This is a genomic window from Streptomyces sp. NPDC088124, from assembly GCF_040685895.1.
Taxonomy (GTDB): Bacteria; Actinomycetota; Actinomycetes; order Streptomycetales; family Streptomycetaceae; genus Streptomyces.
In genome coordinates this window covers 53,989-76,211 of sequence record NZ_JBFBJB010000001.1, presented here as the reverse complement: position 1 = coordinate 76,211, position 22,223 = coordinate 53,989, and the positions used below count along the sequence as shown (strand labels likewise).

The following is a 22,223-nucleotide window of genomic DNA, read 5'->3' as shown; positions in this document are numbered from 1 at the left end:
CCTCAGCCGCTCGTCGTATCAGAAGCCGCGCGTCCGCTTGGCCGCGCGGCGGCTCGACGCCCGGCCCGAGCCCGGCACCTTGAGGAACAGCCGGGAGATCTCCCCGCCGAGGTTCACCCCCACCGCGATCGCCAGCGCCAGCGCCACCGCCTTGGAGAGCGAGGCGAGCCCGCGGTCCAGCTCGTTCTGCGCGAAGCCCAGCAGACCGAAGTAGGTCGCGGAACCCGGCAGCAGCGGTCCGATCGCCGCCGTGACGTACGGCAGCGCCGAGGCGAACTGGTAGCGCGAGAAGAGCTGTCCGAACAGGCCCACCACGCCCGCCGCGACCGCCGTGGCGGCCACCGGGGAGATCCGGCCGATGTCGTGCATCGCCCCGTACACGACCCAGGCGACACCCCCGTTCAGCGACACCATCAGCACGGTGGAACGTTCCTGCTGGAGCAGGATTGCGAAGGCGAAGCTCAGCGTCACCGCCGCCAGGGTCTGCGTCACCGGGCGTACGTCCGCGTGCAGCGCCGCCTCCGGGTTCAGCTCGGCGTGGAGCTGGACCCCCAGATAGAGCACGAGCAGGACGCCGATGACGATCGCGATGAAGAAGTACATGACCTCCAGCAGCCGCGCCGCCGCCGTGATGTAGTACCCCGTCAGTCCGTCCTGCACGCCGGCCACCAGCGCCCGCCCCGGCAGCAGCGCGAAGAGACCACCGGTGATCACCGCCGAGGGGCGGCCCTCCCAGGGCACGTGCGGGCCCAGCAGGGTCAGCGCCACCCCCATCGCGGCGGGCGGCATCGCCGCCACCACGAACTGGTAGAACTCCGGCAGCCCGCGCCCGGCGCAGAGCCACGCCAGCCGGTCCCCGAGCATCGCGCCGAGCGCCGCGACCACGAACACCAGCACACTGCCGCCGACCAGTACCGAGGCCGCGCCGGCCAGCAGCCCGCTCGCCACGGTCAGTGCCCAGCCGGGGTACGGGTGCCGGTTGCGGCGGATCTCCGCGAGCCGCCGGTACGACTCCTCCAGCGTGGTGTCCGTGTCCTCGGTGGTGATGTCGTCGATGAGCGTGTAGACGGCCGACAGCCGGGTGTAGTCGGTGCCCCGCCGCCGTACGGTCCTGCTCGCCGTGACCGGGTCCTCCACCAGCGACGGCTGGTGCGAGATCGACAGCAGGGTGAAGGTGACGGTCGGCTCGCAGCGGTCGAGCCCGTACGCCCGGCTGACCGCGAACATGGCGGCCTCGACGTCCTCGGCGCCCTCACCACCCGCGAGCAGCAGCTCGCCGATGCGCAGCGTCAGGTCGAGGACGCGCGGGACGGCGGGTCCCTGGTCGTCGTGGCGCTGCACTGTCTCCGGTACGGGGCGGTCCCCGACCGGCATCCGCAGCAGCGTCCGCATCCGGTCCTGCCAGGGGGCCTCCCGGCTCAGCGCGAGCATCGGCACCCCGTGCGCGGGCGTGAACGCCGTGCTCCCGCTCAGTCCCGCCCCCGCGCCCGCCCCGGGGGCCGTTCCCGGCTGGGGGCGGGTCCCGCCCGGCAGGTTGAACGCGGAGCCCTCGGGCTCCGCGGGCGGCTCGGTCGTGGTGCCGTCGGGAAGCGCGAACTCCGACGTCGGATGGTCGTCCTCGGGGACCGGCGGCTGTTCCACCCCGAGCGGCGGGGTGAACGCGCTGTGTGCCTCGTCCGACGGAGGCTTACGGTCCTCTGACCGGTCCGGCTCGGCCACCACGGTCTGCGTCCTCACTCCCTGTCGTACCGCTGGTTGTCGTACCGCTGTTTGTTGTACAGCTGTTTGTCGTACAGCTCGTTGTCGTACCGCTGTCTCGTACCCACTCGTCGCCGTACCGCTCGCCCTGGGCGGCATACGGTTCCCGGCGTACGGTCCCTGGCGCCCGGCACGTACGGCACCTCATGCCGTCCGGAGGGCCGGCCGCTCGGCCCACGGGCCCGCCGTCCGCTCAGTATGGGCACGGGTAGCGGGCGGGCACACGCGGACGGGCGGCGCACCCCCGAGGGGTACGCCGCCCGTCGTCCGCCCGGCGGTTGCCCGCCGGTCACACGGTGGAACGCACGCGTCAGTGCGCGCCGCCCTGCGCCTCCAGGCGCTTGTACGACGCCTCGATCTCGGCCTCGGCCTCGGCGCGGCCGACCCAGTCGGCGCCCTCGACGGACTTGCCGGGTTCCAGGTCCTTGTAGACCTCGAAGAAGTGCTGGATCTCCAGGCGGTCGAACTCCGAGACGTGGTGGATGTCGCGCAGGTGCTCCACCCGGGGGTCGGAGGCCGGGACGCACAGCAGCTTGTCGTCGCCGCCGGCCTCGTCCGTCATCCGGAACATGCCGATTGCGCGGCACTTGATGAGACACCCGGGGAAGGTCGGCTCGTCCAGGATGACCAGCGCGTCCAGCGGGTCGCCGTCCTCGCCCAGGGTGTTCTCGACGAATCCGTAGTCCGCCGGGTAGCTGGTCGAGGTGAAGAGACGACGGTCAAGGCGGATCCGACCGGTCTCGTGGTCCACCTCGTACTTGTTCCGCGAACCCTTAGGGATCTCGATGGTGACGTCGAACTCCACGGGTGGCTCCTCCATGATCAACACAATGTCCGGGTGGTGCTGCGGTTACCGGTCCCCACCCCCGGCCTGACAGGCCGTTACTGGCCGGGCTGGCATGCTCGGGGCGAGGCGCAGTGGTTAAGTGTCCCCCACGCAGCAGTGTGATCGCGAAAGGGGCTGGTCAGCCGTGGTTGAGCCGAAAGCATGGCAGGTCGCGGCGGGTTCCGCCGCGATCGGTCTCGCCCTCGCCGCCGTGGCGGTGGTGGCGGCGGGCCCCTGGGACTCCGGACAGCGTAAGGCCGAGCGGGAGTGGGCGGTCGCACAGGGCCGCGCGGGTGGCGCACATCACGATCCGTCCGCGCCGCGCACGCCCGCGCCCGCCCCCAGCGCCGCCGGAGTGCTCAGCGCGCTCGCCCCCGACACCACCCGTTCCGGCACCACCCGTTCCGGCACCGCGCACCCCGAGTCCGCGCACCCGGAGTCCACGCGCCCCGAGGCCGCGCGCGGGACGGCCTCCCCCGACTTCGGCCGGACGCTCGGCAGGCTGCTCGACGCGGACGCGCTCGGCCCCTCCCGTACGGCCTCCGTCGTCGACACGGCCACCGGCGAGGTCCTGTACGGCAGGGGCGCCGCCACCCCGATGACCCCGGCCTCCACGATCAAGATCGCGACCACGGCCGCCGCGCTCTCCGCGCTCGGCCCCGGCCACCGCATCCCCACCATCGTCCTGGCCACCCCGGACCGGCGCCGGCTCACCCTGGTCGGCGGCGGGGACGCCACCCTCGACCGGAAGCGGCTGGCCGCCCTCGCCGGCGACACCGCCCGCGCACTGCGCGACAGCGGCGTGACCAAGGTCGAGCTGCGCTACGACACCTCGCTCTACACAGGCCCCCGGGAACACCCCATCGGCCCCAACGACAACATCGCTCCCGTGGTCCCCCTGATGGCCGGACAGGGGCGGCTCGACGCGTCCACGACCGGCCCCGCGCCCCGCAGCGGCAACCCGGCGGGCGACGCCGCCCGCACCTTCGCGAGCCTGCTGCACGACCGGGGCGTACGCACCGCCGAGCCGCCCTCCGCGGGCAGGGCGCCCAAGGGCTCGGAACGGCTCGCGCGCACCTTCTCCGCGCCCCTGTCCGACCTCGTCGAACGCGCGCTGACCGAGTCCGACAACGACATCGCGGAATCCCTCGCCCGGCAGACCGCGATCGCCGCCGGGGAACCCGCGAGCTTCGCGGGCGCGGGCCGGGCCGTCACGGCGGAGCTGGCGCGGCTCCGGCTGCCCCTCAAGGGGACGCGCTTCGCCGACGGCAGCGGACTGAACCGCAAGGACAAGGCCAGCGCCGCGCTGCTCACCGCCCTGCTGACCCGTGCCGCCGACCCGGACCACCCGGAGCTGCGCCCCGTCCTCACCGGGCTGCCGGTCGCCGGGTTCACCGGCACCCTCAGGAGCCGGTACGGGGACGCCTCGCCCGCCGCCGGGCTCGTCCGGGCCAAGACGGGCACGCTCACCGGCGTGAACGCCCTGGCCGGCACGGTCGTCGACGGGGACGGCAGGCTCCTCGCCTTCGCCTTCCTGGCCGGGCGGACGGAAGCCCCCGACACCGCCCAGACGGCCCTGGACCGGCTCTCCGCCGCTCTGGTCCCGCCCACGGCCCCCTCGGAGCCGCCGGCACCGCTCCCCGCCGGGGAATCGGCGGCCCCCTAGCAGGGCGGTCACCCGTCCCGTAGGGGGCCCCTAGGGGACGAACCAAGGGAAGAACCGGGCGCCCTACACCTCACCGCTCTCCGGGCCGACCACGTACGGTTGACGCATGACGAGCATCGGTGGTGCAGAGATGGTCGACTGGAACCTCGCGGTGGCCACCGCGACCCGCCTCGCGCGGCCGGGACCCGAGGTCACCCGCGACGAGGCGCGCGAGATCGTCGCGGAGCTGCGGCGGCACGCCAAGGCGGCCGAGGACCACGTCCGCGGGTACACGAAGATGATCCCCGAGGGACACGAGCCACCGGACACCCCCGTCCTGGTCGTCGACCGGGCCGGCTGGATCAAGGCGAACGTGGCGGGCTTCCGCGAACTGCTGAAGCCGCTGTTCGAGAAGATGCTGGAGCGCCGCCCCGGCGGTCCCGGCGGCGCCGTCATCGGCGCGGTCGGCGGCAAGGTCACCGGCGTCGAGGTGGGCATGCTGCTCTCCTTCATGTCCTCCCGGGTCCTCGGCCAGTACGAGACGTTCGCGCCCGCCACCCGCGACCTCCCGGCGGCCGCGGACGGCGGCCGGCTGCTGCTCGTCGCCCCTAACATCGTCCACGTCGAACGGGAACTGGACGTCGACCCGCACGACTTCAGGCTCTGGGTCGCGCTCCACGAGGAGACCCACCGCACGCAGTTCACCGGCGTGCCCTGGCTGCGCGACCATCTCCAGGGCGAAATCCAGTCGTTCCTCGACCAGACCGACGTCGACCCGATGACCGTCGTCGAGCGGCTGCGCGAGGCCGCGCAGTCCCTCGCGGGCGGCCGTCCCGAGGGCGAGCGGGACGAGGACGGCAGGAGCATCGTCGAGCTGGTGCAGACCCCGGGCCAGCGCGAGATCCTGGGCCGGCTCACCGCCGTGATGTCCCTCCTGGAGGGCCATGCCGACTTCGTGATGGACGGCGTGGGGCCGCAGGTCGTGCCCTCCGTCGGCGAGATCCGCGAGAAGTTCCAGCAGCGCAGGGCCCGCGGCGCCAGCCGGCTCGACCTCGCGCTGCGCAAGCTGCTCGGCCTCGACGCCAAGCTCCGCCAGTACCGCGACGGGGAGCGGTTCGTACGGGCCGTGGTCGACCAGGTCGGGATGGACGGCTTCAACCGGGTCTGGACCTCGCCGAACACCCTCCCCACCAAAGCGGAGATCGCCAAACCGGCGGACTGGGTCGCGCGGGTGCACCGTAAGGCGGATTCGTGAGCGGGAGCTGACATGTGGCAGGAGGACGCCTCGCGTATCACCCATCCGAGGGACCGTGAGTGAGGGATAGGCGTGCAATGCTCGGGTAATGGCTCGGTTCTGTCACCATCGACGCACTCTGAGTGACGCTCTCCGTCCTTACTCCGACCGAGGCACCCCCCAAATAACATCACGAAGGGCACCGGATATGGGTCCCCATCCTGCGGTCGCGGCGATACGCCTGGCGGTCCGCCGCGTACTTCACGAGGTCCTCACCGACCACGCCGAACTCCTCTCCGCCACCTCGCACGCCTCCCCGCTCCCGCACCCCTCCTCGACCTCGCACACCTCCCCGACCCCGCACTCCCCCCTCGCCGACGACGCGTACCCGCTCGTGCTCGTCGCCTGCTCCGGCGGCGCCGACTCCATGGCGCTCGCCTCCGCCCTCGCCTTCGAGGCGCCCAAGCTCCGCGTACGGGCGGGTGCCGTCACCGTCGACCACGGCCTCCAGGCCGGCTCCGACCTCCGCGCCGCCGAGGTCGTCGCCCGGCTCCGCGCCATGCGCCTCGACCCCGTCGAGTCCGTCGCCGTCACCGTGGGACTCGAATCGACGAGGGTGGCGCACAGCGGACCGAACGCGGGAGGCGGCGGGCGACGGGCGGGCGGCCCCGAGGCCGCCGCCAGGGACGCGCGCTACGCCGCCCTCGACGACGCCGCCGAACGCCATCGCGCCGCCGCCGTCCTCCTCGGCCACACCCGGGACGACCAGGCGGAGACCGTCCTCCTCGGCCTCGCCCGGGGCTCCGGCATCCGCTCCCTGTCCGGCATGGCGGCCGTCTCGGGGACGGCCGGACGCTACCGGCGCCCCTTCCTCCAGCTCGACCGGCAGACCGCCCGCAAGGCCTGCCTGGTCCAGTCCATCCCCGTCTGGGACGACCCGCACAACGCCGACCCCGCCTACACCCGCTCCCGGCTGCGCCACGAAGGACTGCCGGCCCTGGAGAAGGCCCTCGGCAAGGGCGTCGTCGAGGCCCTCGCCCGTACCGCACAGCTCTCCCGCGACGACGCCGACGCCCTCGACGCCTGGGCCGCCGACGCGGAGGGGACCGTACGGGACGAGACGGGGCAGCTCGCCTGCGCGCGGCTTTACGCGCTGCCGCCCGCCGTCCGCCGCCGGGTGCTGCGCCGGGCGGCCATCGCCGCGGGCGCCCCGGCCGGTTCGCTGTTCGCCCGTCACATCGAAGAGGTCGACCGCCTGATCACGGGTTGGCGCGGCCAGGGAGCCATCAATCTGCCCGGCCGCGTGGAGGCCAGGAGGCAGGGTGGCAGACTGGTCATCCGGCAGGGCTGAAGCGCTGATGCACTACGGCTGTGTCTCCCGGGCCGCCAGGACGTGTTCCCGCACGTCCGTCCGGCCCCGGACCCCTGGCCGACAACGAAAGTGATGCGGGTGGACGACAAGGACATGGGCAGCGACCTCCAGTCGGTGCTCATCACCAAGGAAGAGATCGACGCGAAGCTGGCCGAACTGGCCGCGAAGATCGACGCGGAGTACGCAGGCAAGGATCTGCTTCTCGTCGGTGTCCTCAAGGGCGCCGTGATGGTCATGGCGGACTTGGCGCGGGCCCTGTCCACCCCCGTGACGATGGACTGGATGGCCGTCTCCTCGTACGGGGCGGGCACCCAGTCCTCGGGCGTGGTCCGGATCCTCAAGGACCTGGACACCGACATCAAGGGCCGGCACGTCCTGATCGTCGAGGACATCATCGACTCCGGACTGACACTGTCGTGGCTGCTCTCCAACCTCGGTTCGCGGGAGCCGGCCTCGCTGGAGGTCTGCACCCTGCTCCGTAAGCCGGATGCCGCAAAGGTCGCGATCGACGTCAAATGGATCGGCTTCGACATTCCCAATGAGTTCGTCGTCGGATACGGCCTGGATTACGCGGAGAAGTACCGCAATATTCCCTTTGTCGGCACTCTCGCGCCGCATGTCTACGGCGGCTGACACCGGACCTGGGACGGGCCGCGGCGACCGCCGCCGGGAACCTCTCCCCGGCGCGCGCCGTTGGAGCAGGGGAAGACGGGTTCGCCAGCCGTCCCGTGCGGTCGCGGGCCATGATGCTGGGGTACCTTCCCAGGAACAGTCTTTTCTCACAGCAGCATTTACCTACGGGCAGGAGGGACGGGGCGACTTCGCTCCGTATGGATGGACGTGAAGCGATACTTCCGTGGGCCGGTCATGTGGATCGTGCTGGCCGTCCTCGCCGTGGTCGTGTTGATGCAGGTCGTCGGCTCTTCGGGCGGCTACAAGACGGTGGACACCGGTGAGGTCGTCCAGGCGATCGACAAGAACCAGGCCGAGCAGGTCAAACTGACCACCGGCGATGACCAGATCATCAAGGTCGACCTCAAGGACGGCCTGAAGATCAAGGGCAGCGACAAGATCCAGGCCAGCTACATCGGCAATCAGGGATCCTCGCTGGCCGCAACGCTCCAAACGAAGTTCCAGAACGGTGACATCACCAAGGGCTACACGGTCTCGCCTTCGAAGCAGAGCCCGTTCCTCTCGGTGCTGTTCTCGCTGCTGCCCTTCGTGCTGATCGTCGTGGTCTTCCTGTTCCTGATGAATCAGATGCAGGGCGGCGGATCGCGCGTCATGCAGTTCGGGAAGTCCAAGGCCAAGCTCATCACCAAGGACACCCCGAAGACGACCTTCGCCGACGTGGCGGGGTCCGACGAGGCGGTCGAGGAACTCCACGAGATCAAGGAATTCCTCCAGGAACCGGCGAAGTTCCAGGCCGTCGGCGCCAAGATCCCGAAGGGTGTGCTGCTCTACGGCCCGCCCGGTACGGGCAAGACGCTGCTGGCCCGCGCCGTCGCCGGCGAGGCCGGAGTGCCGTTCTACTCGATCTCGGGCTCCGACTTCGTCGAGATGTTCGTCGGTGTCGGTGCCTCCCGGGTGCGCGATCTCTTCGAGCAGGCCAAGGCGAACGCCCCGGCGATCGTCTTCGTCGACGAGATCGACGCCGTCGGCCGGCACCGCGGCGCGGGCCTCGGCGGCGGGCACGACGAGCGCGAGCAGACGCTGAACCAGCTCCTGGTGGAGATGGACGGCTTCGACGTGAAGGGCGGCGTCATCCTGATCGCCGCTACCAACCGGCCGGACATCCTCGACCCGGCGCTGCTGCGCCCGGGCCGGTTCGACCGGCAGATCGCCGTGGACCGCCCGGACATGCAGGGCCGTCTGGAGATCCTCAAGGTTCACCAGAAGGGCAAGCCGGTCGCCCCGGACGTCGACCTGGGCGCCGTCGCCCGTCGTACGCCCGGCTTCACCGGCGCCGACCTGGCGAACGTGCTGAACGAGGCCGCGCTCCTGACGGCGCGTGGTGACGCGAAGCTCGTCGACAACCACGCCCTGGACGAGGCGATCGACCGCGTCGTGGCGGGCCCGCAGAAGCGGACCCGGATCATGTCCGAGAAGGAAAAGAAGATCACCGCGTACCACGAGGGCGGTCACGCCCTGGTCGCCGCGGCGTCTCCGAACTCCGACCCGGTGCACAAGATCACGATCCTGTCCCGCGGCCGGGCCCTGGGTTACACCATGGTCCTGCCCGACGAGGACAAGTACTCGACCACGCGCAACGAGATGCTCGACCAGCTCGCCTACATGATGGGCGGGCGCGCGGCGGAGGAGCTGGTCTTCCACGACCCGACCACCGGCGCGGCCAACGACATCGAGAAGGCGACGGCCACGGCGCGGGCGATGGTCACGCAGTACGGCATGACCGAGCGGCTCGGCGCGATCAAGTTCGGCGGCGACAACACCGAACCGTTCCTCGGCCGGGAGATGGCGCACCAGCGCGACTACTCGGAAGAGGTCGCCGCGCTCGTCGACGAAGAGGTCAAGAAGCTCATCGAGACCGCGCACAACGAGGCGTGGGAGATCCTGGTCGAGAACCGTGACGTACTCGACAATCTGGTCCTGGCGCTCCTGGAGAAGGAGACGCTCAACAAGGAGCAGATCGCGGAGATCTTCTCGACCATCGTGAAGCGCCCGTCCCGTCCGGCGTGGACCGGCTCGTCGCGGCGTACCCCGTCGACGCGTCCGCCGGTGCTCTCGCCCAAGGAGCTGGCGCTGACCAACGGCGCCTCGGGGTCCAACGGCGGGATGCCCGCCGTGACTTCCGGCGAGACGCCCACCGAGGCGGTTCCGGAGGAGCGTCCGGAGAGCTGACAGCGGACCGGGCCGTCCGAGGGCCCGGAATGGATGCCGCGTCCCCCAGGTTTTAGCCTGTGGGGGCGCGGCATTCGTATGACCGCACACGAGGACGGCACAGGAACGAGGCACACATGACCGACCCGGTGACGCTGGACGGGGAGAATCCGGTCCGCGAGTTCGACGAGAAGCGGGCCGAGAATGCCGTGCGTGAGCTGCTGATCGCGGTCGGGGAAGACCCGGACCGCGAGGGGCTGAGGGCCACTCCGGGCCGGGTGGCCCGCGCCTACAAGGAGATATTCGCCGGGCTGTGGCAGAACCCCGAGGACGTGCTGACGACCACGTTCGACCTGGGCCACGACGAGATGGTCATGGTGAAGGACATCGAGGTGACGTCCACGTGTGAGCACCACCTCGTCCCGTTCGTCGGGGTCGCGCACGTCGGCTACATCCCGTCGACGGACGGCAAGATCACCGGACTGTCGAAGCTGGCCCGCCTCGTGGACGTCTACGCCCGCAGGCCGCAGGTCCAGGAGCGGCTGACGACGCAGATCGCCGAGTCCGTGATGGAGATCCTGGAGCCGCGCGGGGTGATCGTGGTCATCGAGTGCGAGCACATGTGCATGTCGATGCGTGGCGTACGGAAGCCGGGTGCGAAGACCATCACGTCGGCCGTACGCGGCCAGCTCCGCGATCCGGCGACCCGCGCCGAGGCGATGAGCCTGATCCTGGCCCGTTAGGGCCTCTCGTTCGGCGGGCGCTGCCGTGGCCCCGGGGCCGGGTCAGGCGGGTCCGGCCGGGGCGGCGCCGTTCTTGTGGCCCTCGCCGTTGCCGTCCTCCGGGAGCTTGCAGACCCGTTCGAGGAAGAACGCCGCGACGATCACCGCGATGCCCGCCAGCACGGAGAAGGCCGCGTAGATGGCCTGGTCGCGGCGGGCGGGGATGTCGAGGGAGCCGAGCAGGAAGACGCCCGTACCGCCGTACAACCCCGAGACCAGGGCCGCGACCAGCGCGCTCGCCTGGCCGAAGACCACGGCGCGGGCCGCCATCAGCGGATCGACGCCCCGCGCGCCGGGACGGCGCTCCCGCTGGGCCTTGAGCCGGGAGCGCAGGGCGAGGGCCGTCGCGGCGAGGACCGCGGCGATCGCGGCGAGCACGATGGGCGCCGCGAGCGGCACGCTCGGCAGGGTGCCGAACGCGTCCCAGAGGCGGGCGGCCGCCCAGGAGAGCACACCAGCCACCACGAACAGGCCGGCGAGGACGCCGATCCGCAACTGCTTCACCGAGAAAGCCGCCCTTCACTTCGCTCCGCCGGGTCGATCCGCCCCGAACCGACCCGCCCCGACCGGGACCCGCCCGAGCCGGCCCGCCTCGCAGAGCCTAACGGGCCGTCCCGTACGACTATTCGGGCAGGCGCAGTTCCAGGTCGGAGCGGGGCCGCACGCCCTCCTGTCCGACATCGGTCAGCAGGTCGGCCACCGGGCCGCGGCCCGGAACCTGTGCCTCCGGATCCACGTCGTGCCACGGGGCGAGGACGAAAGCGCGCTGGTGGGCACGCGGGTGCGGGAGGGTGAGCCGCGGGTCGTCCGAGACGACGTCCGCGTACGTCAGGATGTCCACGTCGATCGTGCGCGGCCCCCAGCGCTCGTCGCGGACCCGGTCGAAGGCCTCCTCGATGGCCTGGCCGCGCTCCAGCAGCGAGGACGGCGGCAGCGTCGTCTTGATGACCACCACCGCGTTGAAGTACGACGGCTGGGAGCCGGCGTCGACGCCCCAGGGCTCCGTCTCGTACACCGGGGAGACCGCTTTGACCCGGACGCCGGGGGTGTCCTCCAGGGCGTCGATGGCGCCCTGGATGGTCTCCAGCCGGTTCCCGAGGTTGGAGCCGAGGGCCACCACGGCCCGGTGCGGGTTGGACAGGGTGCTGTCCGCGGCGTCCACCTGGGCGACCACGGAGGCGGGCACCGGCTGGACCGTGGGGTCGCTCTGCGGCCCGTTCGGTGGAAACAGACTCATACTCGACTCCGGGTGATGGTGATGGTCACGTCGTCGAAGGGCACGGTGATCGGGGCGTCCGGTTTGTGCACGACCACCTCGACCTCCTGGACGCCGTCGTGTTTCAGGCAGCTCTGGGCGATGCGTTCCGCCAGGGTCTCGATCAGGTCGACGGGCTCCCCCTGGACGACCTCCACGACCTCCTCCGCCACGATGCCGTAATGGACGGTCTTCGCCAGGTCGTCGTCGGCCGCCGCGGGCCGGGTGTCGAGGCCGAGCACCAGATCCACGATGAAGGTCTGCCCCTCCTCGCGCTCCCGGGGGAAGACGCCATGGTGCCCGCGGGCCTTGAGGCCGCGCAGCGCGACACGATCCACGCGAATCACTCCTGCTGTCGTTGGTCGTCGGGGCACCCGGTCGCGAACGGGTGCGGCCCTGTGCCCACATTTGAATCTACCTGCGGGCACCGACAGTGCTGCCCCGCGGGGTGACGGGGAAGGGCGCCGCACAACTGGTAGGCGCCCCTACCCGCGGGTTCTCGCGGTCAATCCACACGGACCCCTTACCCACTCACGCGGGTGGCACGTCGTCTGTGTTCGCGTCGTTCTCTCCGTGCCCGCCGTTCGCGCCGGCATCGTCAGTCTCGGTCAGAACGGGTGAACCGTGGTGCGACCAGATCTTCCACCCTTCCGGTGTGCGCCGGAACACGTTCGTCGCGACGACGAGCTGGCCCACCAGCGGTCCCAGCTCATTGCCGTCCTCGGCGGGGCCGCCGCTGAGGATGTTCTCGGTGCAGGTCACCAGGGCGGTGTCGGTGCCCACGGAGACCTCGACATCGGTGAGGAAGAATTGAATGTACTCGGTGTTCGCCATGATCAGGGCGTACGAGCGCAGCACGTCACCGCGCCCGCTCAGCACCGGCCAGCCCGGGTGGACGCAGGAGACGCCGGAGTCCTCGCCGTCCAGCCAGAGCCCCGACAGGGCCTCGATGTCGCCGTGTTCCATCGCCTCGTAGAACGTGGTGTTGGCCTGCTCGACCCGCTCGCTGTCCGTGGGCCCGCTGTCGTCCGGCACCCCGCTGTCCATCCGCGCGGTCACCGCTCGGCCCCGGCCGCGCCTCGGTCGTCCCGGGCCGGGCCGTGGGCTCCCTCGACGGCGCGGGCCACCCGGACCGCGTCGGCGGTCGCCCGTACCTCGTGGACCCGGACCGCCCAGGCGCCCCGGTGGGCGGCGATCGCGGAGACCGCGGCGGTGGCCGCGTCGCGCTCCCGGGCGGGTGGCGGGGCGCCGTCGCCGCCCGCGAGGACATGGCCGAGGAACCGTTTACGTGAGGCGGCGACCAGCAGTGGCCGGCCCAGCGTGCGCAGCTCGGGGAGGTGGGCGAGGAGCTCCAGGTCGTGCTCGGCCCGCTTGGCGAAGCCGAGTCCGGGGTCGACCACGAGGCGCTCGGGGGCGATACCGCCCGCGACCACCGCGTCCATCCGTGCGCGCAGTTCGGCGACGACCTCGGTGACGACGTCCTCGTAGACCGCGCGGCTGTTCATCTCCTCGCTGAAACCGCGCCAGTGCATCACGACGAACGGCACCCCGGCGGCGGCGACCGCGGGCACCATCGCCGGGTCGGCGAGCCCGCCGCTGACGTCGTTGACCAGCGCCGCGCCCGCGGCGACGGCCTGCTCGGCGACGGAGGCGCGCATCGTGTCGACGGACACGGTGACGCCCTCGGAGGCCAGGCCCCGCACGACGGGGACGACGCGCCGCAGCTCCTCGTCCTCGTCGACCCGCGTCGCACCGGGCCGCGTCGACTCGCCGCCGACGTCGACCAGGTCGGCGCCCGCGGCGACGAGATCCAGGCCGCGTTTGACGGCGGCCGTGGTGTCGAACCAGCGGCCGCCGTCGGAGAAGGAGTCGGGCGTCACATTGATGACCCCCATGACCGCACACCGGTCCCACTCCGGCAGCCCCTGGACCGTGCCGCGCCCGCGCAACGTACTCATATGCCCCACCCTAGGGCCTGCTCATACGCCCCACCTTGGGGCCGGTCGTTCCGCGGGCCCCGTGGGGAACCCCTACGCCATCTCCCGCGCGGTACGGACCCCGGGATCGGGACGGCGGCCGGCGGGGCCGGTGCCGGGGGTGCGGCCGCCGCCGGGCGGGTGGCGCCTGGTGCGGCCGAGGCGGCGCAGCGGGCGCGGGAGCGACAGCGTCACGAAGCCCTCCGCCTGCATCGCGGCGAACCCGATCCGCGGCAGGTCACCGGGGGAGCGGAAGACCACGTAACGCGGCTCCCAGCGCGGTTGGAACTTGGCGTTGAAGCGGTAGAGCGACTCGATCTGGAACCAGCGCGAGAGGAAGACCAGCAGCCCGCGCCAGCCGCGCAGCACGGGGCCCGCGCCCAGGCGTTCGCCGCGGGCCAGTGCCGAGCGGAACATCGCGAAGTTGAGCGAGACCCGCACCACGCCCAGCGCGGGTGCGGCGCCCAGCGCGGCGACGATCAGCAGCTCGTTCATGCCGGGGTCGGCGGAGCGGTCGCGGCGCATGAGGTCCAGGGACATCCCGTCCGTCCCCCACGGGACGAAGTGGAGCACGGCCTTCAGGTCGCCGTACGGGCCCGTCGCCTCCTCGTCCGGCCGGTGCGCGGTGGCGATCACCGAGTCGCCGTCGGCGGGGTCGCCGATCCGGCCCAGCGCCATGGAGAAGCCGCGCTCCGTGTCCGTACCGCGCCAGTCGTCGGCGGCGTCGCGGATCCGCTCCACCTCGTCGTCGGAGAGGTCACCGACGCGGCGTACACGGGTGACGTAGCCGGCCCGCTCGATGCGCGTCACCATCTGGCGTACGTTGCGCATCGCGCGGCCGCGCAGGGAGAAATCCGGCACGTCCACCACCGCTTCGTCGCCCAGCTCCAGCGCGTCGAGCCCCGTCTCGCGGGTCCAGACCGCGCCGCCGGTCTCGCTGCACCCCATCACGGCCGGGGTCCAGGAGTGGGCCTTCGCCTCGTCCATGAACCGTTCGATGGCGCCGGGCCACGCCTCCACGTCGCCGATGGGGTCGCCGCTGGCGAGCATCACCCCGGAGACCACGCGGTAGCAGACGGCCGCCTTGCCGCTGGGCGAGAAGACCACGCCCTTGTCGCGGCGGAGCGCGAAGTGGCCCAGCGAGTCGCGGCCGCCGTGCCGGTCGAGCAGGGCGCGCAGCCGCCGCTCGTCGTCCGCGGTGAGGTGCGCGACCGGGTGTGCGGGCCGGAAGGCGAGATAGGCGGTGGTGAGCGCGGTGAGCAGGCCGAGCGCGCCGAGGGAGTAGCCGACCGTGCCGCTGACCATCCCCCGGTAGTCGATGGGGCCGTCGACGCCGAACAGCCCGTACAGCACGTGTTCGAGCCGTTCCGACAGGCTCGGGTTACCGATGGTGCGGTGCGGGTGGACGCTGACGATGACCAGGCCGAGGCCGATGGACCCCGCGCCCATCACGACGAAGTTCGCCAGCGCCCGCCAGCGGCTGCGCGGGTCGGGCAGGGCGGCGAACTCCCCGCGGTGGCGCACCACCAGGGCGAGCAGCCCCAGCGAGAGCAGCGCGCCGATGAGGGAGTGCCGGTAGCCGAACTGGGCGACGGTGCCCACCGGCAGCAGGAACACGGTGGCCCGCCAGGCGCGGCGCTTGCGCCGTTTGAGCCCGTGCGCGAGCAGCAGCAGGAGTACGCCGGCGCTCAGTGAGAGCGCGGCGGCGAAGGGGCCGAGCGCCCCCGGCAGCACCTCGGCGAGGGAGTGCATCCGGCTGTGGCGGAAGCGCGGGAAGACGCCCGCGGCGATGTCGACGAGACCGATGAGGGCACAGGCCGTGCCGACGAGCCGGGGGACCGATTCGGGGTGAGGGCCGCGGAGCAGGCGGCGCGCGACGGACGGTGGGTGCTGTGGGTGCTGTGTGCGTCGCGGGTGCTGCGGGGATTCGGGCGACCGGAGTGCCTCTGGTGCCTGAGGTGTCCGGAGTGACGTGACGGGCGGGGTTGCCGTGGGTGCCTCGGGTGACTTGTGGGAGGGCGCTCCGGTGGAGTGCCCCGCCCGATCCGGAACCGATCCTGATTTATCCCCATCTAGCGTCACAGACATCGCTTCCCGTGGCTCCGCGAGAGAGTGTGGTCCCGAGTCCGCTTCTTCTTCGCGGGCCCGGACATTTTGCGCCCTCTAGGACGGGGCTTTCGGGGGGAGGGTTCCTCTGCATCCGGGAAAATCTCCCGGAAGAAAGCTCGGTCGACATGGGTCTCACCAGTCGTAAGGTCCTGGCCTTGGCCGTTCTGCTGGCCGTGGCGCTGTTCGTCGTGACCATCTGGCTCTGGCCGCGCCTGTCGCGGCGTACGGCGCGGGCCGTGCTCGGCAGGATCGGCCTCACCTTCGCCACCCAGGTGGCGATCTTCGCCGCGGTGGGCCTCGCGGCCAACCAGTACTTCCTGTTCTACGGCACCTGGGGAGACCTCTTCGGCCAGGAGCAGGAGCTGGGTTCCGTGGTCGGTCACGCGGTGGCGGACGGCAGGCATGTGACGATCATGGACACGCAGCGCCCGGCCGTGCCCGGCGCGGTCCGGCCGGCGAGGGCGGGGGAGATCCAGAAGGTCGCGGTGGCGGGAGCGGCGTCGGGGATCGACACCACCGCGTACGTCTATCTGCCGCCCGAGTACTTCCAGCCGCAGTTCGCGCGGCAGACCTTCCCGGCCGCGGTGGTGCTCACCGGCTACCCGGGCGTGGCCGAGAACCTGATCAAGGGCCTGAACTACCCGACGACCGCCTGGCAGCTCGCCAGGCGCGGTGCGATGCAGCCGATGGTCCTGGTGATGCTGCGGCCCACCGTGGCGCCGCCGCGCGACACCGAGTGCGTCGACGTGCCCGGCGGCCCGCAGACCGAGACGTTCCTCGGCACGGACCTGCCCCGGGCCGTCTCGGCGGCGTACCGGGTCAAGGACGCGCCCCGCAACTGGGGGATCATCGGCAACTCCACCGGCGGTTACTGCGCGCTGAAGATCGCCCTGCACCACCCGGAGCAGTACGCGGTGGGCGCCGGACTCTCCGCGTACTACAAGGCGGCGGAGGACCCGACGACCGGCGATCTCTTCCACGGCGACCAGCGGCTGCGGGACCGCGCCGACCTGCTGTGGAGCCTGGACCATGTGCGCCAGGGAGACTCGTCGCTGCTCGTCACCAGCTCCAGGAAGGGCGAGCGGAACCTCCAGGACACCGAGCGGTTCATCCGGAAGGTCAAGGCGCCCGCGCAGGTGTCGTCGATCATCCTCAAGAGCGGTGCGCACAACTTCAACACCTGGCGCCGGGAGATCCCGCCGGCCCTGGAGTGGATGTCCGGCAGGCTCAGCGCGAACTGAGGCGCCGCCTGCGCGGACCGAGGAGCCTCCTGCGCGGACCGGGGCGGCTCCTCACGGTGCGACGAGCTTGCTGACGGTCTCCAGCTCGACCTCCGTACGGTCGATGGCCTGCGCGTCCGCGTCGATCGACCGGCGCAGCGCCTCGTGCAGCCGCGCCGGGGTGAGGACCCCGAGGAACCGTCCCGTCCCCTCCCGGTCGATGACCGCTATCCACCCGGCGTCGTGCTGGAGCATCGTGGCGAACGCCTGCTTGAGCGAGGCGCCGACCGGCAGCCACGCCTCCATCCGGCGGGCGTGCTCCCGTACGGTCCCCGCCGCTCCGGGGCCACCGCCGGCGGCCCGGGTCGCCTGCTCGGCGGCGAGCCAGCCGTGCAGGTTGTCGTCGGAGTCCAGGACGACGGCCCAGCGTGCGCCCTGCCCGGTGAGGGTCGCCGCGGCGCGGGCGAGCGGGTCGTCGAGATGGACGACGGGCGGCTGTTCGAGGTCGCCCTCCTCGATGGGCGTGACCGAGAGCCGCTTCAGGCCGCGGTCCGCGCCGACGAAGTCCGCGACGTACGGGGTGGCCGGGGCGCCGAGCACCGCCGCCGGGGCGTCGAACTGCTCGATCCTGCCCTGCCCGTAGACGGCGATACGGTCGCCGAGCCGGACGGCCTCCTCGATGTCGTGCGTGACGAACAGCACGGTCTTGCGCACGGCCGCCTGGAGCCTGAGGAACTCGCTCTGGAGGTGGTCGCGTACGACGGGGTCGACCGCGCCGAACGGCTCGTCCATCAGCAGGACGGGCGGGTCGGCGGCGAGGGCGCGGGCCACCCCGACGCGCTGGCGCTGGCCGCCCGAGAGCTGCTCGGGGTAGCGGTCGCCGTAGACGGACGGGTCCAGTCCGACCAGGTCGAGGAGTTCGGCGGCGCGCGCCCGGCCCTTGGCGCGCTGCCAGCCGAGGAGATGGGGGACGGTCGCGGTGTTCTCCAGGACCGTCTTGTGCGGAAAGAGGCCGACCTGCTGGATGACATAGCCGATACGGCGCCGGAGGCTGACCGGATCGATCGCGGATATGTCGTCCCCGTCGAGGAATATCCGCCCCTCCGACGGTTCGATGAGGCGGTTGACCATTTTCATGGTCGTGGTCTTGCCGCAGCCGGAAGGTCCGACGAGCGTGACCAGTTCGCCTTCGGAGACCTCGAAGGAGAGATCGTCCACCGCGGTGGTGCCGTCCGGGTACCGCTTGGTGACATGCTCGAATCGGATCATGGTTCCCCATTGTGCGGCGCGTTGTGTGAAGGCAATGTTGCTGGAATGTGGCGGGCTTCCGCGAATGTCAGAGGTCGGGGATAGGGTCGCCGGAGTTGGAGGTTGTGGAGGCCGACGCGTGTGGGCGCGGCCGGACGGGGGAGGCGGGGGTGGATGGGTACGCAAGGATGCCTGGCGGCGAACGACTGGATCTGCGGAGAATATCTGCGCTCCCGTAGCCAGGAGTTGATCGACGCCACGGTCCAGCATGTGTGGATCACGGTCGTCTCGGTCGTCATCGGAGTGCTGGTCGCATTTCCGCTCGCGCTGCTCGCGCGGAGCCGGCCGTCGTTCACCGCCCCCGTACTGGGCCTGACGACCCTGCTCTACACGATTCCCTCGCTCGCGATGTTCTCGCTGCTGCTGCCGCTCTTCGGGCTCTCGGCCGGTCTGGTGATCACGGGCCTGGTGCTCTATTCGCTGACCATTCTCGTCCGGAACATCATGGCGGGGCTGGCATCGGTGCCGGAAGAGGCCAGGGAAGCGGCCCGCGGGATGGGGTACGGACCGGGCCGGCTGCTGTGGGAGGTCGAGCTGCCGCTCGCCCTGCCCGCGCTCATGGCCGGTGTGCGGATCGCCACGGTGTCGACGGTCGCGCTGACGACGGTCGGCTCGATCGTGGGGCGCGGCGGGCTCGGCAATCTCATCGAGGACGCCTTGCAGAGCTTCTTCAAGGCACAGGTCCTGACGGCGTCCGTGCTGTGCGTGCTGCTCGCCGTCGTCGCCGACCTGCTGCTGCTCGGGGTCCAGCGGGCGCTGACGCCCTGGACCCGCATACGCACGCGCGAGGCGAAGGCGGTGGGGTGACCATGGGTGTCCTCGGGGACGCGTGGGGCTGGCTGACGACGGGCGCCAACTGGTCGGGCGACGGCGGGGTGTGGCACCGGCTGGAGGAGCACGTCGTCGTCAGCGGGGTCGCGCTGGCGCTCGCCTGCGCGATAGCCCTGCCGCTGGCCCTCTTCCTGGGACACCTCGGCAAGGGCGGCGCGCTCGCGGTCAACATCTCCAACGTGGGGCGGGCGGTGCCCGTCTTCGCCGTGCTCGCGCTCTTCATGGTCTCGCCGCTGCGCAACTCGGGCTCGGTGCCCACGATCATCGCGCTGGTGCTCTTCGCGGTGCCGCCCCTGCTGACCAACACCTATGTGGGTATGCGCGAGGTGGACCCGGCGGTAGTCGAGGCGGCGCGGGGCATGGGGATGTCCGGGCGCCAGGTCTTCGTCCGCGTGGAGTTGCCCCTCGCCTACCCGATGATCATGACCGGGCTCCGGTCGGCCGCCGTCCAGGTGGTGGCCACGGCCACCATCGCGGCGATGGTGGGCCAGGGCGGGCTCGGCCGGATCATCACCGCGGGGTTCAACACGTACGACACCGGGCAGGTGGTCGCGGGCGCGCTCCTCGTCGCGCTCCTGGCGCTGCTCGTGGAGGGCGCGCTGGTGGCGCTGGACCGCCTGATCGACCCGGCGCCGTCCCTCGCCGGAACCCCGGCCGACCCGGGCGCCGACACCCCCGCCGACGGCGGGACCCCCGCGCGCACGCCCGACCGCACGCCCGACCGCGCGACCGACCGCGCGACCGACCACGGTGCGACGACGACCGTGTGAGACAGGCTTTTCGCCCCTTTGGAGAGTGGACATCATGAGCAGAACCTCGCGTTTCGCGAGCGCCGTACTGGCCGTCGCCGCGCTGACCGTGTCACTCGCCGCGTGCGGCGGTGACAGCCTGGAGAAGAACAAGAGCGGCACGGACTCCGGCTCCGGATCCGACGCGGCCGCCGGGTCGGGGAAGAAGGGCTCCCTGGTCGTCGGCGCCGCCGCCTTCACGGAGTCCAAGGTGCTGGCGGAGCTGTACGCCCAGATCCTGGGCGACGCCGGCTACGCCACGTCCGTCACGACCGTGAAGAACCGTGAGCTGTACGAACCGTCCCTGGAGAAGGGCGAGATCGACGTGGTGCCCGAATACGCCGCGACGATCACCGAATTCCTCAACGCCAAGGTCAACGGAGCCGATGCGGCGCAGCAGAAGCCCCTCGCCTCCAGCGACGCCGCCGCGACCGTCGCCGAGCTGAAGAAGCTCGCCGAGCCGCGCGGGCTGAAGGTGCTCCCCGCCGGACAGGCCGTGGACCAGAATGCCTTCGCGGTCAGCAAGGAATTCGCGGACAAGAACAACCTCAAGACTCTTTCCGATCTTGGAAAATCCAAGATCAAGGTCAAGATCGCCGCAGGCGACGAGTGCGAGGTACGGCCCTTCTGCGCGCCGGGTCTCAAGAAGACCTACGGCATCGACGTGGCGGGCATCGACCCCAAGGGAGTCGGCACGCCGCAGTCCAAGCAGGCGGTCAAGGACGGCGTCGACCAGATGGCCCTCAGCTCCACCACCGACGGCACGCTCGACAGTTACGGACTTGTGGTGCTGGAGGACGACAAGAAGCTCCAGAACGCGGACAACGTACTGCCGGTGCTCAATGCCAAGGACGCCGGTGCGCAGGAGATAGCCGATGCCCTCGGCAAGCTGACGGACACCCTGACGACCGCGGATCTCGCGCAGTTGAACCTCAAGGTCGATGCCGAGCGCGCCAAGCCCGAGGACGTGGCCAAGGAGTATCTGGAGTCCAAAGGTCTGGTCAAGAAGTAGCCGAAGCGCGCCGCGTGATCGGTAAACGAGCGGTAAGAGGCAACCGGCAAAACGGAGTTCTGTAGAGGAAACAGGAGACGAACGGGAGGGAAGGGGGCGGAGGGCCGGCAACAGGCGGAGAAAGATTGTCCGACCGGTTCCCCAATCGGCCTCCACGCACGGTAAATTTCAGGCCATGCCACGTGGACGCCACCGCCATTCCCCACCTCTCCACAAGCTTCTGCCGCCGACGGCGGTCGCCGGAGCCGCGGTCCTCTGCGCCGCGGGTGCCTGGCTCTTCGCGGATCCCCTGGTGCTCCGTGGACTGACCGCGGCGGCGGCCGCCGCCGCGGTCGGCGGCGCGGTCTTCATGCGGAGCTGGGACCGGAACGCGGGCCGCCGCGTCGCCGAGCTGACGCGCGGCCGGGAGAGCGACCACTGGAAGACCGAGGAGCGTACGGCCGAGCTGGAGGCCGACGTCGAGGAGTCGCGCGAGCTGCGCGTCAAGCTGGAGGCCAAGCTCCGCTCCAAGCGGATCGAACTGGCGGGCCTGCGCGGCGAGCACGCCGCGCTGCTGCGCCGGTACGCCACCGCCGAGACGGAGCGGGCCACCGCGCTGGAGGGGCGGCGTCAGCTCGCCCTGGAGGCGGCGGCCGAGCCCAAGGCGCTGACCGCCGCGAGCAGTGGACCGGGCAAGGCCGCGTACGTCGGCGCGGCGCGCGCCCTGGACGAGCTGACGCGCAACGGCGTGGCCCAGCAGGTGAAGCGGACCGTCGAGGCGGCCCGCGCCCGCGATCTGGCGGAGCGGGCCGCCGAGGCGGAGGAGGAGCCGCAGGGGAAGCACGCGGCGGCCGCCGGGGCCGAGCAGCACAGCCGCCCGTCGTCCGCCGCCCCCGCGCTTTCCGCACCCCGCGTACCGGTCGCGTCCGCGATCGTCCCGTACTCCCCGGCGGGCCGGCCCGCGCGGCGCCCGGAGGGCGGTTTCGACTTCTTCGGCGCCCAGTGCGCGCATGTCCTGGAGGACCAGCACGACCAGAATGGCGACAAGCCCGCGGACCCGGAGGGCACCGGCACGGGTACGGGCACCGGCACGAGCACCGGAACCGGCGCGGTGACGGCCCCGGGTGAGGAGGCGGAGACCCCGGGCCCCGCGCGGGCCCCGGCCGCCGAGGCGGACGCCCCCGTACCGGCGGACGCCCCCGTACCGGCGGACGCCCCCGTACCGGCGGACGCCCCCGTACCGGCGGACGCCCCCGTACCGGCGGACGCCCCCGTACCGGCGGACGT

Annotated in this window: 20 protein-coding genes; 11 read left to right on the top strand and 9 right to left on the bottom strand. The window is 71.6% G+C overall.

The window, feature by feature from the left end; genetic code table 11:
• Nucleotides 1-18 precede the first annotated feature (18 nt).
• A complete protein-coding gene (locus tag AB0P17_RS00335; RefSeq protein ID WP_365806478.1) occupies nucleotides 19-1,722 on the bottom strand; it encodes a threonine/serine exporter family protein in 1,704 nt (567 codons plus the stop codon).
• Nucleotides 1,723-2,068: 346 nt separating this feature from the next.
• Nucleotides 2,069-2,563: an inorganic diphosphatase gene (locus AB0P17_RS00330; protein WP_003968257.1), complete on the bottom strand. Its 495-nt coding sequence runs from the start codon at nucleotides 2,561-2,563 to the stop codon at nucleotides 2,069-2,071.
• Between the two features lie 166 nt (nucleotides 2,564-2,729).
• Between AB0P17_RS00330 and dacB the strand changes: the two genes are divergently transcribed.
• The 6 genes from dacB to folE all read left to right on the top strand — a co-directional run bounded on the left by dacB (nucleotide 2,730) and on the right by folE (nucleotide 10,419).
• On the top strand, nucleotides 2,730-4,250 hold the full coding sequence (gene dacB, locus AB0P17_RS00325) for a D-alanyl-D-alanine carboxypeptidase/D-alanyl-D-alanine-endopeptidase (protein WP_365806168.1): 1,521 nt from the start codon (nucleotides 2,730-2,732) through the stop codon (nucleotides 4,248-4,250).
• 106 nt (nucleotides 4,251-4,356) lie between these two features.
• A complete protein-coding gene (locus tag AB0P17_RS00320) occupies nucleotides 4,357-5,484 on the top strand; it encodes a zinc-dependent metalloprotease (RefSeq protein WP_365806166.1) in 1,128 nt (375 codons plus the stop codon).
• A 187-nt stretch (nucleotides 5,485-5,671) separates the two neighbouring features.
• On the top strand, nucleotides 5,672-6,814 hold the full coding sequence (gene tilS / locus AB0P17_RS00315) for a tRNA lysidine(34) synthetase TilS (protein WP_365806164.1): 1,143 nt from the start codon (nucleotides 5,672-5,674) through the stop codon (nucleotides 6,812-6,814).
• A gap of 93 nt (nucleotides 6,815-6,907) precedes the next feature.
• On the top strand, nucleotides 6,908-7,468 hold the full coding sequence (gene hpt, locus AB0P17_RS00310; RefSeq protein WP_365806162.1) for a hypoxanthine phosphoribosyltransferase: 561 nt from the start codon (nucleotides 6,908-6,910) through the stop codon (nucleotides 7,466-7,468).
• A 201-nt stretch (nucleotides 7,469-7,669) separates the two neighbouring features.
• Entirely contained in the window at nucleotides 7,670-9,697 is a 2,028-nt protein-coding gene (gene ftsH, locus AB0P17_RS00305) for an ATP-dependent zinc metalloprotease FtsH (RefSeq protein WP_365806160.1), read from the top strand.
• 116 nt (nucleotides 9,698-9,813) lie between these two features.
• Nucleotides 9,814-10,419 carry a GTP cyclohydrolase I FolE gene (gene folE / locus AB0P17_RS00300; protein WP_365806159.1) on the top strand — a complete coding sequence of 202 codons (606 nt, stop codon included), beginning with the start codon at nucleotides 9,814-9,816 and terminating at the stop codon, nucleotides 10,417-10,419.
• A 42-nt stretch (nucleotides 10,420-10,461) separates the two neighbouring features.
• Here the strand turns inward: folE and AB0P17_RS00295 are convergent, their stop codons facing one another.
• From AB0P17_RS00295 to AB0P17_RS00270, 6 genes are all read right to left on the bottom strand, one after another.
• Nucleotides 10,462-10,962 (bottom strand): DUF3180 domain-containing protein, encoded by a 501-nt coding sequence (locus AB0P17_RS00295; RefSeq protein WP_365806157.1) that lies wholly within the window; start codon nucleotides 10,960-10,962, stop codon nucleotides 10,462-10,464.
• A gap of 118 nt (nucleotides 10,963-11,080) precedes the next feature.
• Nucleotides 11,081-11,695, bottom strand: coding sequence for a 2-amino-4-hydroxy-6-hydroxymethyldihydropteridine diphosphokinase (gene folK, locus AB0P17_RS00290; RefSeq protein WP_365806155.1), 615 nt, complete (start codon nucleotides 11,693-11,695; stop codon nucleotides 11,081-11,083).
• On the bottom strand, nucleotides 11,692-12,051 hold the full coding sequence (gene folB, locus AB0P17_RS00285; RefSeq protein WP_365806154.1) for a dihydroneopterin aldolase: 360 nt from the start codon (nucleotides 12,049-12,051) through the stop codon (nucleotides 11,692-11,694). The genes folK and folB overlap by 4 nt, the downstream gene beginning before the upstream one ends.
• Nucleotides 12,052-12,244: 193 nt before the next feature.
• Nucleotides 12,245-12,760 (bottom strand): nuclear transport factor 2 family protein, encoded by a 516-nt coding sequence (locus AB0P17_RS00280; RefSeq protein WP_365806476.1) that lies wholly within the window; start codon nucleotides 12,758-12,760, stop codon nucleotides 12,245-12,247.
• 8 nt (nucleotides 12,761-12,768) lie between these two features.
• The gene (gene folP, locus AB0P17_RS00275) at nucleotides 12,769-13,671 is read right to left on the bottom strand and encodes a dihydropteroate synthase (protein ID WP_365806152.1); all 903 of its coding nucleotides are present in this window, start codon (nucleotides 13,669-13,671) and stop codon (nucleotides 12,769-12,771) included.
• A 72-nt stretch (nucleotides 13,672-13,743) separates the two neighbouring features.
• Nucleotides 13,744-15,777 (bottom strand): phosphatidylglycerol lysyltransferase domain-containing protein, encoded by a 2,034-nt coding sequence (locus tag AB0P17_RS00270; protein WP_365806150.1) that lies wholly within the window; start codon nucleotides 15,775-15,777, stop codon nucleotides 13,744-13,746.
• A 146-nt stretch (nucleotides 15,778-15,923) separates the two neighbouring features.
• Between AB0P17_RS00270 and AB0P17_RS00265 the strand changes: the two genes are divergently transcribed.
• Nucleotides 15,924-17,039 carry an alpha/beta hydrolase-fold protein gene (locus tag AB0P17_RS00265; RefSeq protein WP_365806148.1) on the top strand — a complete coding sequence of 372 codons (1,116 nt, stop codon included), beginning with the start codon at nucleotides 15,924-15,926 and terminating at the stop codon, nucleotides 17,037-17,039.
• A 51-nt stretch (nucleotides 17,040-17,090) separates the two neighbouring features.
• On the opposite strand, the gene AB0P17_RS00260 is transcribed toward AB0P17_RS00265, so the two are convergent.
• The gene (locus AB0P17_RS00260) at nucleotides 17,091-18,287 is read right to left on the bottom strand and encodes a betaine/proline/choline family ABC transporter ATP-binding protein (RefSeq protein ID WP_365806147.1); all 1,197 of its coding nucleotides are present in this window, start codon (nucleotides 18,285-18,287) and stop codon (nucleotides 17,091-17,093) included.
• A 153-nt stretch (nucleotides 18,288-18,440) separates the two neighbouring features.
• Here AB0P17_RS00260 and AB0P17_RS00255 point away from each other — a divergent pair, with 153 nt between their 5' ends.
• From AB0P17_RS00255 to AB0P17_RS00240, 4 genes are all read left to right on the top strand, one after another.
• Nucleotides 18,441-19,133 (top strand): ABC transporter permease, encoded by a 693-nt coding sequence (locus tag AB0P17_RS00255; protein ID WP_365806145.1) that lies wholly within the window; start codon nucleotides 18,441-18,443, stop codon nucleotides 19,131-19,133.
• Nucleotides 19,134-19,135: 2 nt separating this feature from the next.
• Nucleotides 19,136-19,927 (top strand): ABC transporter permease, encoded by a 792-nt coding sequence (locus AB0P17_RS00250; RefSeq protein WP_365806474.1) that lies wholly within the window; start codon nucleotides 19,136-19,138, stop codon nucleotides 19,925-19,927.
• Between the two features lie 34 nt (nucleotides 19,928-19,961).
• Nucleotides 19,962-20,957, top strand: coding sequence for an ABC transporter substrate-binding protein (locus tag AB0P17_RS00245; RefSeq protein ID WP_365806143.1), 996 nt, complete (start codon nucleotides 19,962-19,964; stop codon nucleotides 20,955-20,957).
• Between the two features lie 175 nt (nucleotides 20,958-21,132).
• Nucleotides 21,133-22,223 (top strand): hypothetical protein (locus AB0P17_RS00240; RefSeq protein ID WP_365806141.1); only part of this gene is annotated, 1,091 nt, incomplete at its 3' end.

Excerpts from the sequence above, each read along its gene's own strand:
- AB0P17_RS00265 (WP_365806148.1), top strand. The coding sequence starts at position 15,924 with ATGGGTCTCACCAGTCGTAAGGTCCTGGCCTTGGCCGTTCTGCTGGCC.
- AB0P17_RS00260 (WP_365806147.1), bottom strand. The coding sequence starts at position 18,287 with ATGATCCGATTCGAGCATGTCACCAAGCGGTACCCGGACGGCACCACC.
- AB0P17_RS00270 (WP_365806150.1), bottom strand. The coding sequence starts at position 15,777 with ATGTCTGTGACGCTAGATGGGGATAAATCAGGATCGGTTCCGGATCGG.
- tilS (WP_365806164.1), top strand. The coding sequence starts at position 5,672 with ATGGGTCCCCATCCTGCGGTCGCGGCGATACGCCTGGCGGTCCGCCGC.
- ftsH (WP_365806160.1), top strand. The coding sequence starts at position 7,670 with ATGGACGTGAAGCGATACTTCCGTGGGCCGGTCATGTGGATCGTGCTG.
- folP (WP_365806152.1), bottom strand. The coding sequence starts at position 13,671 with ATGAGTACGTTGCGCGGGCGCGGCACGGTCCAGGGGCTGCCGGAGTGG.
- folK (WP_365806155.1), bottom strand. The coding sequence starts at position 11,695 with ATGAGTCTGTTTCCACCGAACGGGCCGCAGAGCGACCCCACGGTCCAG.
- AB0P17_RS00320 (WP_365806166.1), top strand. The coding sequence starts at position 4,357 with ATGACGAGCATCGGTGGTGCAGAGATGGTCGACTGGAACCTCGCGGTG.
- folE (WP_365806159.1), top strand. The coding sequence starts at position 9,814 with ATGACCGACCCGGTGACGCTGGACGGGGAGAATCCGGTCCGCGAGTTC.
- hpt (WP_365806162.1), top strand. The coding sequence starts at position 6,908 with ATGCGGGTGGACGACAAGGACATGGGCAGCGACCTCCAGTCGGTGCTC.
- AB0P17_RS00280 (WP_365806476.1), bottom strand. The coding sequence starts at position 12,760 with ATGGACAGCGGGGTGCCGGACGACAGCGGGCCCACGGACAGCGAGCGG.
- AB0P17_RS00245 (WP_365806143.1), top strand. The coding sequence starts at position 19,962 with ATGAGCAGAACCTCGCGTTTCGCGAGCGCCGTACTGGCCGTCGCCGCG.
- AB0P17_RS00250 (WP_365806474.1), top strand. The coding sequence starts at position 19,136 with ATGGGTGTCCTCGGGGACGCGTGGGGCTGGCTGACGACGGGCGCCAAC.
- AB0P17_RS00255 (WP_365806145.1), top strand. The coding sequence starts at position 18,441 with ATGGGTACGCAAGGATGCCTGGCGGCGAACGACTGGATCTGCGGAGAA.